Source organism: Haloplanus salinarum, assembly GCF_009762275.1.
Taxonomy (GTDB): domain Archaea; phylum Halobacteriota; class Halobacteria; order Halobacteriales; family Haloferacaceae; genus Haloplanus; species Haloplanus salinarum.
In genome coordinates this window covers 304530-320228 of record NZ_CP034345.1, presented here as the reverse complement: position 1 = coordinate 320228, position 15699 = coordinate 304530, and the positions used below count along the sequence as shown (strand labels likewise).

At 66.4% G+C, this 15699-nt stretch carries 13 protein-coding genes and 1 pseudogene; 5 read left to right on the top strand and 9 right to left on the bottom strand.

What is annotated here, in order from left to right; all coding sequences use genetic code 11:
- Positions 1-19: 19 nt before the first annotated feature.
- From pdxA to EI982_RS02805, 5 genes are all read right to left on the bottom strand, one after another.
- Positions 20-1015 (bottom strand): 4-hydroxythreonine-4-phosphate dehydrogenase PdxA, encoded by a 996-nt coding sequence (gene pdxA / locus EI982_RS02825; protein ID WP_157688040.1) that lies wholly within the window; start codon positions 1013-1015, stop codon positions 20-22.
- Positions 1016-1112: 97 nt separating this feature from the next.
- On the bottom strand, positions 1113-2303 hold the full coding sequence (locus EI982_RS02820; RefSeq protein WP_157688039.1) for an ABC transporter ATP-binding protein: 1191 nt from the start codon (positions 2301-2303) through the stop codon (positions 1113-1115).
- Between the two features lie 67 nt (positions 2304-2370).
- On the bottom strand, positions 2371-3219 hold the full coding sequence (locus tag EI982_RS02815; protein ID WP_157688038.1) for a carbohydrate ABC transporter permease: 849 nt from the start codon (positions 3217-3219) through the stop codon (positions 2371-2373).
- On the bottom strand, positions 3212-4180 hold the full coding sequence (locus EI982_RS02810; RefSeq protein WP_157688037.1) for a carbohydrate ABC transporter permease: 969 nt from the start codon (positions 4178-4180) through the stop codon (positions 3212-3214). Before EI982_RS02810 ends, EI982_RS02815 begins: the two co-directional genes overlap by 8 nt.
- A gap of 81 nt (positions 4181-4261) precedes the next feature.
- A complete protein-coding gene (locus tag EI982_RS02805) occupies positions 4262-5719 on the bottom strand; it encodes an extracellular solute-binding protein (protein WP_157688036.1) in 1458 nt (485 codons plus the stop codon).
- A gap of 110 nt (positions 5720-5829) precedes the next feature.
- Between EI982_RS02805 and EI982_RS02800 the strand changes: the two genes are divergently transcribed.
- From EI982_RS02800 to EI982_RS02790, 3 genes are all read left to right on the top strand, one after another.
- Entirely contained in the window at positions 5830-7302 is a 1473-nt protein-coding gene (locus EI982_RS02800) for a rhamnulokinase (RefSeq protein WP_157688035.1), read from the top strand.
- Positions 7303-7340: 38 nt separating this feature from the next.
- Complete coding sequence (locus tag EI982_RS02795; protein WP_157688034.1) at positions 7341-8351, top strand: aldo/keto reductase; 1011 nt, start codon at positions 7341-7343, stop codon at positions 8349-8351.
- Between the two features lie 178 nt (positions 8352-8529).
- Complete coding sequence (locus tag EI982_RS02790; protein WP_157688033.1) at positions 8530-9807, top strand: class II aldolase/adducin family protein; 1278 nt, start codon at positions 8530-8532, stop codon at positions 9805-9807.
- Between the two features lie 4 nt (positions 9808-9811).
- On the opposite strand, the gene EI982_RS02785 is transcribed toward EI982_RS02790, so the two are convergent.
- Both EI982_RS02785 and trmB read right to left on the bottom strand, forming a co-directional pair.
- Positions 9812-10777: a carbohydrate kinase family protein gene (locus EI982_RS02785; protein WP_157688032.1), complete on the bottom strand. Its 966-nt coding sequence runs from the start codon at positions 10775-10777 to the stop codon at positions 9812-9814.
- A 120-nt stretch (positions 10778-10897) separates the two neighbouring features.
- Positions 10898-11962: an HTH-type sugar sensing transcriptional regulator TrmB gene (trmB, locus tag EI982_RS02780; protein WP_157688031.1), complete on the bottom strand. Its 1065-nt coding sequence runs from the start codon at positions 11960-11962 to the stop codon at positions 10898-10900.
- A 131-nt stretch (positions 11963-12093) separates the two neighbouring features.
- Between trmB and EI982_RS02775 the strand changes: the two genes are divergently transcribed.
- Entirely contained in the window at positions 12094-13527 is a 1434-nt protein-coding gene (locus EI982_RS02775) for an aldehyde dehydrogenase family protein (RefSeq protein ID WP_157688030.1), read from the top strand.
- A 16-nt stretch (positions 13528-13543) separates the two neighbouring features.
- Positions 13544-14284, top strand: coding sequence for a DUF7260 family protein (locus tag EI982_RS02770; RefSeq protein WP_157688029.1), 741 nt, complete (start codon positions 13544-13546; stop codon positions 14282-14284).
- Between the two features lie 193 nt (positions 14285-14477).
- Here EI982_RS02770 and EI982_RS02765 read toward each other — a convergent pair.
- A pseudogene (locus EI982_RS02765) lies at positions 14478-15242 on the bottom strand (phage integrase SAM-like domain-containing protein); the annotation flags it as partial.
- The gene (locus EI982_RS02760; protein ID WP_157688028.1) at positions 15239-15697 is read right to left on the bottom strand and encodes a hypothetical protein; all 459 of its coding nucleotides are present in this window, start codon (positions 15695-15697) and stop codon (positions 15239-15241) included. The pseudogene EI982_RS02765 and the gene EI982_RS02760, both read right to left, overlap by 4 nt.
- Positions 15698-15699: the final 2 nt, after the last annotated feature.

Below are 15699 nucleotides of genomic sequence, written 5' to 3'. Positions count from 1 at the left end.
CGGGGTTCGTGCGCGTCGGTTACTCCGTCGAAGGGGGCGTCGCCGCCATGCCCGCCTCCGCCGCCCGCCCCGCCGCCTGGAGCGCGTCGATCATGCTGTCCGCGTCCGCGATACCCTCGCCCGCGATGTCGAACGCGGTGCCGTGCATGGTGCTCGTCCGAATGATCGGGAGGCCGATGGTCATGTTGACGCCCGCGACGCCGCCGCTCGGCAACACGCCGTGGATGTAGACGGGGATGTGCCCCTGGTCGTGGTACATCGCGACGACGCCGTCGAACCGACCGACTGCAGCTTGGTTGAAGATGTTGTCCGGTGCCCAGGGCCCCGATGCATCGATACCTGCCTCCTGGGCCTGCTCGACCGCCGGTTCGATCTCCTCCCCGTCCTCGGTGCCGAGGACGCCGTCCTCACCGGCGTGGGGGTTCAGCCCACAGACGGCGATCGAGGGGTCCTCGATACCCAAATCACGGAGGCCCTCGTCGGTCACCTCGATGGTTTCGAGGACACGCTCCGTCGAGATGGTGTCGATGGCCTCCTGGAGCGACATGTGGACGGTGACGTGGGTGACGTGCAGCCCGTCCTGAATGAGAAGCATCGAATACTCGTCGGTGTCCGTCCGGTCGGCGAGTAGGTTCGTATGCCCCGCGTAGTCGCTCCCGCCCAGTTCGAGTGCCTTCTTGTTTATCGGCGCGTTGCACATGGCGTCGATGTCGCCCGCAAGCGCGAGTTCGATACCGCGCTCGACGTACTCGAGGCTCGCCCGGCCGTAGTCGCCCCGGTGTTCACCGCGAGCCACCTCGTCGACGTTGTCGAAGTCGACGACGTCGAGGGTTCCGTCGGCGTAGTCGGCGTCGCCGACGGCGTCGACGTCCCGAATCGAGAGGTCGCTGTCGCAGGCCGCGACGGCGTTTCGCATCACGTCCACGTCTCCGAGGACGACCATCCGAACGTCGTCACACACCTGCGGGTAGGATTTGACGATTATCTCGCTCCCGATACCTGCCGGATCCCCCATAGTTACACCTACGATTGGTCGGGTCGCTTGCATCGAACGTCGGTTTCACCCACACTCAAATCAACTTTGTCATCGTGGGGGGACGGCGGTCGCGACGCTACGTGTTGACGACGCCGTCGCCGTCGCCGTGGGTCACCTGTCGTGCCTCGGCGGGGTCGGCGAGGTTGCGCGACTCGACCGTCGTCCCCTCCTCGTCGAAGATGTACAGCGCCTCGCGCGGGAACCCGAAGTGAACGCTGGTCCCGGACTCGGGTTCGAACCCGGGTGAGACGCGCGCGGTCCACGTCCGGGAGCCCACGTTGAAATACAGGAGGTTATCGCTCCCGAGCGGTTCGACCACGTCGACGGTCGTCGTGTGGTGTTGGCCCTCGAACGCCGCTGCCTCGGCGCGCAGCACCACGTCCTCCGGCCGGACGCCGACGGTTACCCGATCGCCCGCCTCGACCGGGTGGTCCGCGTTCGCGTCCGCCGTCGCGTCCAGGTCGTACGTGAAGGCATCGCCCGTGACGGACTCCAGGAGCGTCCGCCCGTCGCGACGGACGACTTCCGCCTCGACGGTGTTCATCGACGGGCTGCCGATGAAGCCGGCGACGAACAGGTTGGTGGGGTGGTTGTACACGTCGTTCGGTTCGCCGATCTGCTGGAGGGCACCGTCGTTCATCACTGCGATGCGGTCGCCCATCGTCATCGCCTCCTCCTGATCGTGCGTGACGTAGATGGAGGTGACGCCCAGCTGCTCCTGGATCCGGGAGATCTCCGTCCGCATCTGCTTGCGAAGCTTCGCGTCGAGGTTCGAGAGCGGTTCGTCGAACAGGAACGCCTCCGGGTCGCGGACGATGGCCCGCCCGAGGGCGACGCGCTGCTGTTGGCCGCCGGACAGCGACTTGGGTTTCTTCTCGAGGAGTTCGCCGATCTCCAGCAGGTCGGCCACGTCCTCGACCCGTTCCTCGATGTCGGCGTCCGAGAGGTCGGTGGAGAGCCGGAGTCCGAAGCCGATGTTCTCCCGCACGTTCATGTGGGGGTACAGGGCGTAGTTCTGAAACACCATCGCGATATCCCGCTCGCGCGGTTCGAGGCCGTTCACGCGAGTCGTCCCGATCGAGATGTCGCCGTCCGTCGGGTCCTCGAGGCCCGCGATCATGCGGAGCGTCGTCGATTTCCCACACCCCGACGGGCCGACGAGGACGAGGAACTCCTCGTCCTCGATTTCGAGAGACAGGTCGTTGACCGCGACGATGCTACCGTTGTTGAACGTCTTGCTCACGTGATTGAGTGCGATTTGTGCCATGGTTACTGTCGAGAATACGGTTGTCGGTGGTCGATGCGAGAGGCGGGGCCACCGCGAGGCGAACGGGTCATTGCTTGACCGCTCCCATCGTCAGGCCGCTCACGAGATATCGCTTGACGATGACGCCGAAGGTGACCATCGGCAGGAGGATGACGACGCCGGTCGCCATCACCCGCCCCCAGAGCGTCCCGGTCTGGGTGACCAGTTGCGACGCCGCGACGGGCATCGTCTGCGTGGCGTTGCTGGTGAAGATCAGCGCGAAGATGAAGTCGTTCCACGAGAAGACGATGGCGATGATGGCGGTGGCGCCCATCCCCGGCAACACGAGCGGGAGGGACACCTTCCGGAACGCCTCCCACTTGGTGGCGCCGTCGATACGCGCCGCTTCCTCCAAGGCCTCGGGCACCTCGTCGAAAAAGGAGCGCATCAACCAGATGGCAAAGGGGAGGTTGAACGTCGTGTGGGCGATGATGAGCCCGATGTGGGTGTTCAGCAGGTTCAGCGCGTTGTAGATGTAAAAGAGCGGGATGACGACGACGACGATGGGCGCCATCCGGGTGCTGATGATCCAGAACGCCAGATGTTTCTTGCCCTGGAGGTCGAGCCGCGAGAGACCGTACCCCCCGACGGTTCCCAGTCCCACGGAGAGGACGGCCGTGCCGAGCGCGACGATGACGCTGTTGACGAGGAAGGGCGTCACCGGGTTCGCGCCCAGGAACATCTCCTGGTAATACCGAAGCGTCGGGTCGAAGAATATCGTCGGCGGGAACTCGAACATCGACCGCCGGATCTTCAGCGACGAGAGCGCCATCCAGGCCAGCGGGAGCAGCGTCCAGACGGAGATCAACGCCAGCGCCACGACCGGTCCGTATCGGCGGACCGGTTTCGGGAGTGCCGTTCGTGTGGAACTACTCATCGTCGCCGGCACCTCCCATGATCGTCTCGACGAACGCAAGGCCCATGAGGATGGTGACGATCAGCAAGACGATGCCGGTAGCGGAGCCGTACCCGAGGTTGTAAAACCGGAGCGCCTGCTCGTAGACGTAGAGCCCGACGATCTTGGTCGAACTCGACGGACCGCCACCGGTCGTGATGAACACCTTCGCGAAGTATCGCATCAGGTCCATCGAGCGCAACAGGAGGGCGATGGCGATGGCGGGTCGCAACAGCGGGAGCGTCACGTGCCGGAACTGCGTGATGCCGGTCGCGCCGTCGACGCGCGCCGCCTCGTAGAGGTGTTCGGGGATGCTCTTCAACCGCGCCAGCACGATCAGGACGATCAGCGGCGTCCACTGCCACGTGTCCATCAGGATCACCGCGGCCATGGCGCTGGTCGAGTCCCCGAGAATCGGCTGGTTGACGAACAGTCCGACCTGGTTCAGCAGGTACGTGTACAGTCCGAACGAGGGATCCAGGAGGAACTGCCATATCAACCCCACGACCACGGGCGCGATCATCATCGGCATGATGATGATACTCGTGAACACGTTCTCGCCTTTGATGACCCGGTGGAGCATCACCGAGATGAAGATCCCCAGCCCGAGTTGCAGGCCGAGCGACCCACCGACGTAGATGGCCGTCACCTTCCACGAGTTCCAGAACCCGCCGTCCGCAGCCATCTCCGCGAAGTTCCCGAGGCCGATGAAGATCTGCTCCTCGACGGGGGTGAAGTTGACCTCGTGGAAGGACAGGTAGATCATTACGACCAGCGGGATGATGCTGAGTACCGCGAGGGTGATGATGCTCGGTAGGAGCAACAGCATCTCGAACGAGACGGGAAGCGACTCCAGGATCGAGCCGCCGGACTCGTCCGGCTCCTCTCCGACGTACGCGTTCTGGACGCCGGAGACCTCCATCGCCTGTTTGTGTTGGGCCATTATCGTATCTCCTCCAGGTGGTGTGTAATCTAATGAAAAAAATACCGACTTGAGTGTTTTGGTCGTCCCGATGCCGGCCGACTACAGGATGTTGCTGAAGCCGTCGGCGCAGTCCTGCATCGTCGCCTCCGCCGACTGGTCGCCGGAGACCATCGCGGAGCCCTCGGAGTAGATGACTTCCTCCAGCTGGAGCCAGTCGGGATGGTGGGGCCGCTGACCGACGTTGTCGAGGTCCCAGCCCTCCAGGATGGGGGGCACGACGTTGGGCATCGGGCTCTCGGAGGCGGGCATCTGGCTCGCCTCCTCGACCTCGCTCCGGTCGTAGACCGACTGCCGGGTCGGCGTCCCGCCGGCCTGCTTGAGGAGTTCGGTCTGAACCTCCTCGGAGGTCGCCCACTCGATGAACATCCACGCGGCCTTCTTCTTCTCCGGGCTGATGTGTCGGTTGATGCCGACGCTACTCCCGCCGTAGTGGGACTGGACGTTCCGGTTCTCGGCCGGCCCCGTGGGGGCGAGCGTCCACCGGACCGAGTCGGCCACGTCGCTCGCCTCGGGGTCGGCGAACATGCCGTTGAACTCGTGCCACTCCGGGGCCATCGCCAGGTTGCCGCCGGCGAAGGCCTCGGCGACCCCCGACCAGTTCCAGGTCGTACTCCCGGGGGCGGCGACCTCGGTCACCAGTTCCTGGTAGAACTCGGCGGCCTCGATGGAGGCGTCGTCGGTGAACCCGGCCGAGATGTCGTCGGGAAGGATGGGATCCTTGCCGTCGAACCCCTCCAGTTGCGTCCCGCCGAAGGACCACTGGATCATCTCGAACTCGTTAGCCAGCGACTGGTGCTGTTTGGCCATGTGGCCCGTCCCGTACTCGACCACGTCGTCCGGGACGTTCTCGTTGATCCACTTCGCGACCTCCATGTACTGCGACCAGGTCATGTCGGGGTTCGGTTCGGCTTCGAACCCGAGGTCGCTGGTGGCCTGGTCGCCGTACTCGTCGAAGACGTCGCCGCGGTAGGCGAGCAGGATGGTCGGGCAGTCGTAGGGGAGTCCCCTGATGGTCCCGTCGCCCTCGTACTCCGAGCACGCGATGCGGTGAATCTCGATGTGGTCCTCGTAGTCGTAGTCGTTGTCCTCGATGTACGCGTTGAGCGGTTCGAGGTCGGTGTAGTACGGCGCCCCGATGTTGTACGGGTCGACGTACATCGCGTCGTAGTTGCCCGCCTCGCTGGTGAGGTCGCTCGCGACCGTCTCCGTGTAGTTCAGGAGGGGCTGGAGCGTGTACTCCACCTCGATGCCCGTCTCCTCGGTGAACCGATCCGTGATGGACCGCAGCGCCTTCGTCGGCGGGGTGTTCTCCCCGACGTACTGGATACTGTCGGCGGGTTCCACGTCCTCTCCAGGGGGTGTGCTTTCGCTGCCACCGTCGCCACCGTCGCCACCGCCACCGCCGCCACCGCCCGAACAGCCCGCGAGGGCCGTGACGGTGGCCGCGGCACCTGTCGCTCGAATAAACCGACGCCTGTCAATGGTCTCCCGTGACATGTCTTTGCACAGTTTACCATCATCATACATAATTATTTTCCTGATGGAACGGGCCTCCGGCGTGGCCGTCGGCGTGAGGCTTATCTGCACCCTCTGTCCTATCTCGTAGCATGACAAACCATGTCGCGATCGACGTGGGGTCCAACGGCGGCACCATCTGGGTCGGGCGACGCGACGGCGACAGTCTCGACGTCGGGGAGGTGTATCGGTTCGACAACGGCCCCGTCGAGCGAGACGGCCGGTACGTCTGGGCCATCGACCAACTCCTCGAGGAAATCGAGGCGGGCCTTCTCGCGGCCGAACGGGAGTACGGTTCCCTCTCGACCCTCGCCGTCGAGACGACCGGCCTCGATTTCACGTTCTTCCGCGATGGCGAACCGATGCGTGATCCGTACTTCTACCGCGATCCGTCGGTCACGTCGACGCTCGACGACCTCCTCGAACGCGCCGGGAAACGCGAGATATTCGAGCGGACGGGGATCAACCACTGGAACGTTCCCAACTCGCTGTGGCAGTATCACTACCAGGCCCACGCCTCGCCGGAGGTCGTCCGATCGGCGGATACGCTGGTGATGCTCCCGCAGGTACTCAGCCACGCGATGGGGGGCAGCGTCAACCCCGACAAATCGATCGCTTCGACGACACAGATGTTCGACATCGAGTCCGAGACGTGGGCGACGGACCTCCTCGAGACGCTCGACCTCCGGACCGACCTCCTGCCGGACCTCGAGGAACCCGGCACGAAGGTGGGAACGCTCGACGGGTCGTTCGCGCCCGGCCTCGACAGTCGCCCGGATATCCTCCTGACGGCCACCCACGACACGGCGTGTGCCGTCGCGGCGACGCCGTTCGGTGCCGGCGACCGGACCTTCCTGAGCACCGGTTCGTGGTTCATCGTCGGCATCGAACTCGACGCCCCACGCGTGACCGACGAGGCCTTCGCCGTCGAGGCCTCCAACGAGTACGGTGCCGAGGGGACGACCCGGTTCCTGAAGGACGTCACCGGTTTCAACCTCCTCGAATACGCCCGCGAGAAGTGGCGCGAGGAGGGGAGACCCCACGAGTACGACGCCATCCTCTCGGAGATGGCCGAGGTCGACCCCTTCGGTCCGCTCATCGATCCGGACGCCGACCTGTTCATGGCCGGAACGCTGGAGGGCGACATCGTCGAGAAGATCGGCCAGTACTGCCGGGAGACCGGACAGGCCGTCCCGGAGGGGGTCGGAGAGATAACCCGGTGTCTGCTCGAAAGCCTCGCGGCGAAGACGGCGTACGCCCTCTCGCAGCTCCAAGGGGCCGCCGACGTCGAGAGCGACCAGCTGAACGTCGTCGGCGGCGGGGTCAGAAACGAGCCGTTCCTCCGGATGCTGGCGGGAGCGACCGGCCTTCCGGTCGTCGCCGGCCCCGTCGAGGCGACGTCGATCGGGAACCTCCTCGTACAGATGAACGCCACCGACGCGATCGCGGACCTCGCGGAGGGGCGGCGGCTGATCCGCGAGACGGCCGACCTCACGGCGTACGACCCCGAGGACCGCGACGCGTGGGCCGAGGCCGTCGATCGGATGGCGACGCTCGTCGACTGAGCGGGTAGTTTTACGTTCGACGCCACACAGCGTCGTCCATGGACTGGGTATCCCTCGGACGGACGGGGACGATGGTCACGGAACTGCCCTTCGGCACGTGGCGGTTCGGCCGCGAGACGGACGAAGGATCGGTCGAGATCGACGAGACGCGGGCGTACGAACTCCTCGATACCTACGAGGCTCACGGTGGTCGGTTCATCGATACCGCGGACATGTACGGCGGGGGAACGAGCGAGACGTGGATCGGCAACTGGCTCGCCGAACGCGACCGGGAGGATTTCGTCGTCGCCTCGAAGATATACTGGCCGACCCGTGACGATCCGAACGGACGGGGACTGGGTCGGAAGCATCTCCGGCGACAGATCGACGCGATCCTCGACCGCCTGGGGACGGACTACGTGGACCTGCTGTACGTCCACCGCTGGGACGACGAAACGCCCGTCGAGGAGTTCATGCGGACGCTCGACGGCTTCGTCGACTCCGGCCGGGTCAACCACCTCGGCGCCTCGACGCTCTGGCCCAACGCCTGGAAGGTCGTCCGCGCGAACGCCATCGCGGACACACGGGGCTACGAACCGTTCACCGTCGTCCAGCCCCGGTACAACCTCGTCGATCGGGAGATCGAGGGGCCGTTCCTGGAGATGTGCGAGAGCGAGGACCTCGGCGTCGTGCCGTGGAGCCCACTCGGTGAGGGGTTCCTGACCGGCAAGTACGACCGGGACGACGTCTCGAACGTCGACTCCCGGGCGGCCGAGGACGACAGCTTCGAATCGAAGTACCTCACCGACGAGAACTTCGCCGTCCTCGACACCCTCCGAGAGGTAGCGTCCGAGGTCGACGCCACTCCCGCACAGGTCGCGCTCGCGTGGCTCCTGCACCACGACCAGGTCGTGGGACCGATCGTCGGCGCCCGAACCGTCGACCAACTGGAGGAGAACCTCGGCGCCGCCGACGTCTCCCTCTCCGACGACCAGTTCGACCGTCTCGCCGCCGCCAAGTCCGGCCCGTTCCCGGATATCGTCGATTCGCCGGCCCGGGGCGACCGGTAACCCCAGCAGTTATTAACGGGGGGCGTCACGGCCTTCTCGGGAACTCGTCACACGCCCGTCCCGCGACTGGCGTCGTGACGTTACACCGACGACGCGCGGAAAACAGACGGAGCCAACGATGTCACAACAGTCCAGTCTCGACGCAAAGCGACGCGCGATAAGTGTGTTCGGGCGACGGATGCTCGAACAGGGTCTCACGAAAGGTACCGGCGGGAACATCAGCGCCCGCGAGGGGGATACGATCGCCATCAGCCCCTCCGGGATGCCGTACGACGAGATCGATCCCGAGGACGTCCCGACGGTCGACCTACAGGGCGACCACGTCTCGGGGGACCGCGTCCCCTCCAGCGAACGCCGGATGCACGCGACGATCCTGCGCGAACGCGAGGACGTGGGTGCCGTCGTTCACACCCACTCGCCGTACGCGACGACCTTCGCCAGCCTCGACGAGCCCGTTCGCCCGTCGCATTACCTCATCGCCTTCGTCGGCGACGAGATCCCCGTCTCGGGGTACGCCACCTACGGAACCGCCGACCTCGCCGAGTTGGCCATCGATGCCCTCGGCGACGAGTACGACGCCTGCCTGTTGCGAAACCACGGCACCATCGCCGTCGGCGACACCGTCGAGGCGGCGTTCGAGCGCGCACTGATGGTGGAGTACTGCGCGCGGATCCACTACCAGGCGCGGAACATCGGCGAACCGACGCTGCTCCCCGACGAGGAGATCGGTCGCCTCCGTGGGATGTTCGAGAGCTACGGCCAGAGCAGCCAGGACGACGTCGACCCCGTCGCTCCCGCCCCCGATGCCGACGAGTTGGCCGACGGGCGCGAAGCGGTCTCCACCCTCGGCGTCGAGCTGCTCGAACAGGGTCTCACGAAGGGCACCGGCGGCAACGTCAGCGCCCGCGACGGCGACAGGGTGGCGATCAACCCCTCGGGGGTCCCCTACGGCGAGGTCACCCCCGAGACGGTCCCGATCGTCGACTTGGAGGGCGAACAGGTCGCGGGCGAACTCGCGGCGTCGAGCGAGACGCCGATGCATACGATGATCTACCGCGAGCGCGACGACGTCGGTGGGATCGTCCACACCCACTCGCCGTACGCGACGACCTTCGCCAGCCTCGACGAACCCATCCCGGCGTCGCACTATCTCATCGCCTTCGCGGGCGACGAGGTGCCCGTCGCGGGCTACGACCGTCCGGGAACCGCGGAACTCGGCCGCCTCGCGGTCGAGACGCTCGGCGACGAGTACGACGCCTGCCTGTTGCGAAACCACGGGACAATCGCCGTCGGCGAGTCCCCCGAGGCGGCCTTCGAGACGTCGCTGATGGTGGAGTACTGTGCACGGATCCACTACCAGGCACGGAACATCGGCGAACCGACGCTGCTCCCCGACGAGGAGATAGACACCCTCACCCGCCGGTTCCGGAACTACGGACAGACGAGCGGCAACTGACAGGTCACGTCCCGTCGCCCCCGACCGACCGGACGTCGGTCCGCGTCGGAAGGGCGGCCATCGCGCCCGTCGCCGTCGTCGACGCCGCCGCGACGGCGTTGGCGAAGGACAGCGTCGCGGACAGGTCACGCGTCCCCTCGGCCAGCGACGCGAGCATCCCGGCGGTGAAGGCGTCGCCCGCCCCGGTCGTGTCCACGGCGTCGACGTCGTATCCGTCGTGGGTCGCGGTCCCCGCCGCGAACGGGGCGCCCGACCGTGCCAGCGCGGACGCCCCCGCTTCGCCGAGGGTGAGGAAGGCAGTCGACGGTCCCCGCTCGCAAAGCGTGGCGGCCAACGTCTCGGGGTCGGCCGTCGTATCGACGAACGAGAGCGTCCGCAGGTCCTCCCGCGCCGCCGTCACCACGTCGACGTCCGCGAGGAGGTCGGTCACGACCCGCTCGAACGCACCGTCGGTCCACAGTTCCGGCCGGAAGTTGAGGTCGAGGACGACAGTCCGTCCGGCCGCGTGCGCCCGTTCGACCAAATCCACCGTCGCGGTCCGGGACGGCTCGCTCGCCAGGGTGACGCTCCCGACGTAGACGGCGTCGACGGCCCGTACGGTCTCCTCGGGGACGCCGTCGGGTTCGAGGCGGGTGTCGGCGGTCCCGTCCCGGTAGAAGGAAAAGGCCGCCTCCCCCGCCCCGTCGTCGACGAACGCGAGCGTCGTCTTCGCCGTCGGATCCCGTTCGACGAACCGGAGCGGGACGCCGTGGTCCTCGAGCGTTTCGACGAGGAAGTCGCCGAACGGGTCGGTGCCAACGCGGGTCCAGAACCAGGGCGCGTAACCGAGCCGTGCCAACCCGACGGCGACGTTGGCCGGGGCGCCGCCGGCCCGTCTGTCGAGCGTTTCGGCGTCCGCGAGCGATCCGCCTCCACGAGGCAGGAAGTCGACGAGCGTTTCCCCAGCGACCAGGAGTCCGGGATCGGTCATGCCGGCCGTACGAGCGCGAGCGCAAAAGTCTGCCTCCGTCGACGCGCCCCCCGTGCGAGGACGCCAGCCGAGGTTCGTCGATCGGTCGCCCGGAGGGGGCGCGCCGCGACGGACGATCGATCACCAGTCGGACCAGTCGTCGAAGGGCGTCCGGCCGACGTGTATCTCCTCGGCCTCGACGTCCTCGAGGGCTGCCGCACGGCCGCCGACTTCGATCAGTTCGTCCCCGGCGTCGACGGTCAACGCCGCACGCTCGTATCCGCCTTCGAGTGTCACCTCCACCACGCGCCCGGTGACCCTCCGATCGTCACCGGTTACGACGTCTCGTCCCCAGACGGCCGCGTATAAGTCGCCGCCGTCCGCGGCCTGCAGATCCTCGACACACCGGCGGATCGTTCCGTACTGCCGGGGGAACTCCGTGGTCGTGTTCGCCGTCGCGAGCGGCCGCCCCGACGTCCAGATGACCGTTTCGAGGAACGCGGAGACGAGAAACCCGAGATCCGAGCGGTTGAAGATGATTCCGTACCGGTCGCCGTCGTCGGCTAGGGCTTCGCGGGTCGTGTACACCGATCGCTCCCCGTCCGCGACGGCGACGATGGGCGTCGTCACACCCCGGCGCTCGCGGGTCGTCGACGCGAGTTCGGTGTAGGGAAACTCCGACGGGTCCGGCACGTCCGACGCGGGGGAGACGAGGAGTTCGGTGGCGATACCGGCCTCGCGTTGCTCGCGGAGGGTCGTCTCGAACTGCCCGACGAGTTCCGGCGACAGCGACGCTAAGAGTTCGTACTCCGCGGATTCGAGGATCTCGGAGAGATACCGGAGGATGGTCGATTTGGACTTGACCAGGCTGATCGCCTCCGTATCCCGTGCCGGTTCGGTGTACTGGCGCTGCAGGGCCGAGATGAGGTCGTCGAGCGCCGACCGAAACCCGGCTAGGGACTCCGTCGGGTCGACGGCAACGACCTGCATCGGCCGGGTCTCGTGAATCTCGACGAGCCCGTCCTCGGCCAGTGCCCGGGCGGTGTCGTAGACGCGGGATTGGGGGACGTCCGTCAGGTCGGCGATCTCCCCCGCCGAGAGCTTCCCGTGTTCCAGCACCGCCAAGTAGGTCTCGATTTCGTACTCGCCGAAATCGAAGCGGTCGTCGAGGCTGGTCAGCGACGACCGGAGTTCGTCCGATGGCATACCCGCCCGGTTCGACGCCCTCGCATAAGAGACTATGTCCCACACGCCGGCCGTCCGCGTTCGATGCACCTCGAGAAATTGGTTTTCACATCAGAGTAAATTTTATTTCACTGGGCCTGGTAGGTGGTGGCATGACAGCGACGACGACGAGCTACGACCACGCGCTCTACATCGACGGCGACTGGGTCGACGGGGGAGGGTCTCTCACCGTCGACGACTTGGCCGACGGTGGGACGTTCGCTCGGGTGGCCGCCGCCACCGAGCGAGAGGCGGAGCGGGCCCTGGCCGCCGCCCAACGGGCCCAAGAGCCGATGGCCGACGCCACCGTGGTCGAACGGGCCCGCTGGCTCGAGGCCATCGCGGAAGCGATCGAAGCGGAGTCCGAGACGTTGACGCAGACTATCGTCCACGAGGCGGGCAAACCCGTTGCTAGCGCCCGGAGCGAGGTGGCGGCGGCCGCCGAGCGGTTCCGGCGGGCCGTCGCCGAGGCACGTGACCTCCAGGGCGAGTATCTGGAGGGGACGACGGCCGGTCACGAGGGGTGGAACGCCGTCGTTCAGCCACGTCCCGTCGGCACCGTCGCCTGTATCGCCCCCTACAACTACCCCCTGGCGACGACGGCGCTCCAGGTGGCGCCGGCGCTCGCGGCGGGCAACAGCGTCGTCCTCAAGCCCTCCTCGAAGACGCCGGTCTGCTCGGCGATACTGGCCCGCCTCGTCCACGAGGTGACGGACGTGCCGGACGGTGGCTTCAACGTCGTCCCCGGCCGATCGTCGACCATCGGGGACTACATCGCGGGCGACGACAGGGTCGACGCCATCGCCATGACGGGGTCGTCGGACGCCGGAAAGCACATCGCGCGCGAGAGCGGCCTCGTGAGGCTCCACATGGAACTCGGGGGGAACGCCCCGGCCATCGTCTTCCCGGACGCCGACCTGGCTGCCACCGCGGACGCCTGTGCGAAGGGGGCGTTCAAGTTCGCCGGGCAGCGTTGCTCCGCCGTCGGACGGATACTCGCCCACGAGGCGGTCCACGACGACCTGGTCGACCGTCTCGTTGCTCGCCTCGACGAGTGGCAACCCGGTCCGCTGTTCGACGAGTCCACCGCCGTCGGCCCGCTCATCTCGGAGTCGCAAGCCGAGTGGGTCGCGGAGCTCGTCGACGACGCGGTCGACCGGGGCGCGACCCTCGTCGCCGGCGGGGACCGCGACGGTCGGTGGTTCGATCCGACCGTCCTGTCGAACGTCCCGAAGGACGCCCGCATCCTGCACGAAGAACAGTTCGGGCCCGTCGCCGCCATCGCCGAGGTGGAGTCGGAGGCCGAGGCGCTTGCCCTCGCGAACGCGGACGACCTCGGACTCGACGCCGCGGTGTTCACCGACGACCACGACAGGGCCATGCGGGTTGCCGAGGCCGTCGAGGCCGGCGCAGTCCGCATCAACGGGGCGCCGAGTCACGGCCTCGGCGACATCCCCTTCGGCGGTGTCGGCGACTCCGGAATCGGCCGTGAAGGTCTCGGTCACACCGTCGAGGAGTTCGTCACCAGCAAGAGCATCGTCCTGTAATCTCGCCGACGCAGGGATGCACACTCACACGCTCGCGCCCCTCGATACGGCGATGGATGTCGTCCGCGACGAGCGGTCGGAAGTCGCCGCCGAACGCGACGCCTTCGCGGCGCTGGCCGATCGGATCGCGGATTGTCCAGCTCGCTCGCCGCCGATGGCACCCGATCACGACGCCGGCACCACCGTGAAAGGCGTCGGTGTCTCGTCCGTCGGTTCCGCCGTTGACGTCGACCCGTCCGAGCGCCTGCGACGGGCCTACCGCGAGACGGTGATGCGTGTCGACCACTACGACGCCGTCTACGACGAATCCCTGTTCGAAAACGCCGCGACCGAACTCGGAGCCGACCTCGCGACGGCGCTCCGTGGAGGTGTCCCTTTCTCACCCGCCTTCAAGTCCAAACTCCACGATGCGGTCACGGATGCACGGGCGGAACGTGAGCGGTTCTTGGAACGCCTGCGGACGGAGATGGAGTCGCTGACCGCTGCCAGAGAGACGCTCGGCGATGTCGTCGACACCGTCCCACGGGACGGCAGTGCACCGTCCCCGAGGATCGATGAGCTACGGCGACGATGTGACGACGTCGCCCGCGAGCGTCAGGAAGTCCTTCGGGCCCAGTTTCGCTCGGCCCCGGACGGGTTGTACGAGTATCTCTATCGCGACCAGTCGTGGACGTACCCGGTGTTGAACGTCGTGGCGACGCTCGTGGCGGACCTCGATGGGCTGCGTCGTATCGACGACGCTGAGGGCTTCGGGTGAGGGTGCTCGTCGAACGTCACGAACCAACGGGAGTCGGCGTTCCCCGTCGAACGGAGAATGGATTTCGAAGGGGAACATCCCCGAATCCCGAGTTCTTCGGATGGTTCGTCCACCCCCTCTCGCCAAATTCATATCGCACACGGGGGCAGCTTCACCGAGTCCTTCCGACTCGCCTCGATACGGATGGCTGCTCAATAACAGGATCGGGAAGGGACGCAGCGTCCCACTGCTGTTTCTTCCGATAGACGTCCATGCTTCCGTCCTCGAGCGAGAGGTTCTCCCACCGGACGCCGCGCCGGCGCGGGTCGTCAGGATCTCGGAGTAGTTCCCCGACGCGGACAGCTGTGTACGCGAGGACGAACACCAGAGCCCGGTCACGAGCCGCCTTCAGCGCCGTATACTTGGCTCGTTGCTCGTCGAGCGGGTCCACGTCGGAAAGGGTGGTGTAGCCCTCGATGGCCTCACGCGCCCGTTCGTCGACGTAGCGGGTGAGGGCGTGGCGCTGTTCGGACGTCCAAGCCTGCTGGTCACCGGGCTTGCGGCCGTCGTCCTCCGGCAGCGGCGCCATCGCACTCGCCCGCTGCGCGTAATGGGCTTCGAGATAGCCCTCGTTGACACACCAGCCACACCACGCAGAGATGTACGCGTAGTAGGTCCGGACCGTGTTCTGCTTGAGTCCGCGGTCGCCGGCGAGGTGGCGGGCGTACTCGCGGAAGACACGTTCGTCGAGGTCCTCGAAGGTGGGGTCACGGTCGACGTCGTCGGGGACGATTCCGGTCCAGTCGTCGTCGCCGCGGTTGCCGGCGGCCCACTCGGCGAACCGCTCAAGCTCACGCGCAGCGTTTCGTCGATAGTTCCCGCCGTCCCCACCGCGGCCTTTCCCCTTGTCCTGGAGGTAGCGCTCGAAGGAACCCGCAAGTGTCTGATCGGAACGGTTTCGAGGTGTACCCGGAGTCATGATTCTTCGTTCGCGTACTGGTAGGTCGGACGGACGTCCTCGAGAAGCTCTTCGATGACTTCCCAAAGGATCAGGGATGGGGTCTCGTGCTCGAATGTAATCTCCCAGCGGTCCTCCGTACTAGCGGTTGAGTACTGGAAATGCGCCTGTCCGAGACCGGGATGGTGCTCATCCTGGTGCCAGCCGGCGTGAAAGCCCGTGTTCGGATCCGTGTAGTTGATACGGAACCAATCGTCTGGATCCTGTCGACACCACTTGATGGTGAGTTCCGGTGAATCAGGGCCTGTCGAGGGAGCAAGACGGCCCGGATCGAAAATCGCTCGCAGCTGCTTGGCCTCGATATCATCCGGAACGAACTCGACCGCCGTGATCTGTGGTACACGATCGAGGACATCCCGCTTTAGCTGCGCATAGAGGTTCGCGTTCGGATCACCACCTGGATGCGGGACAGACATCC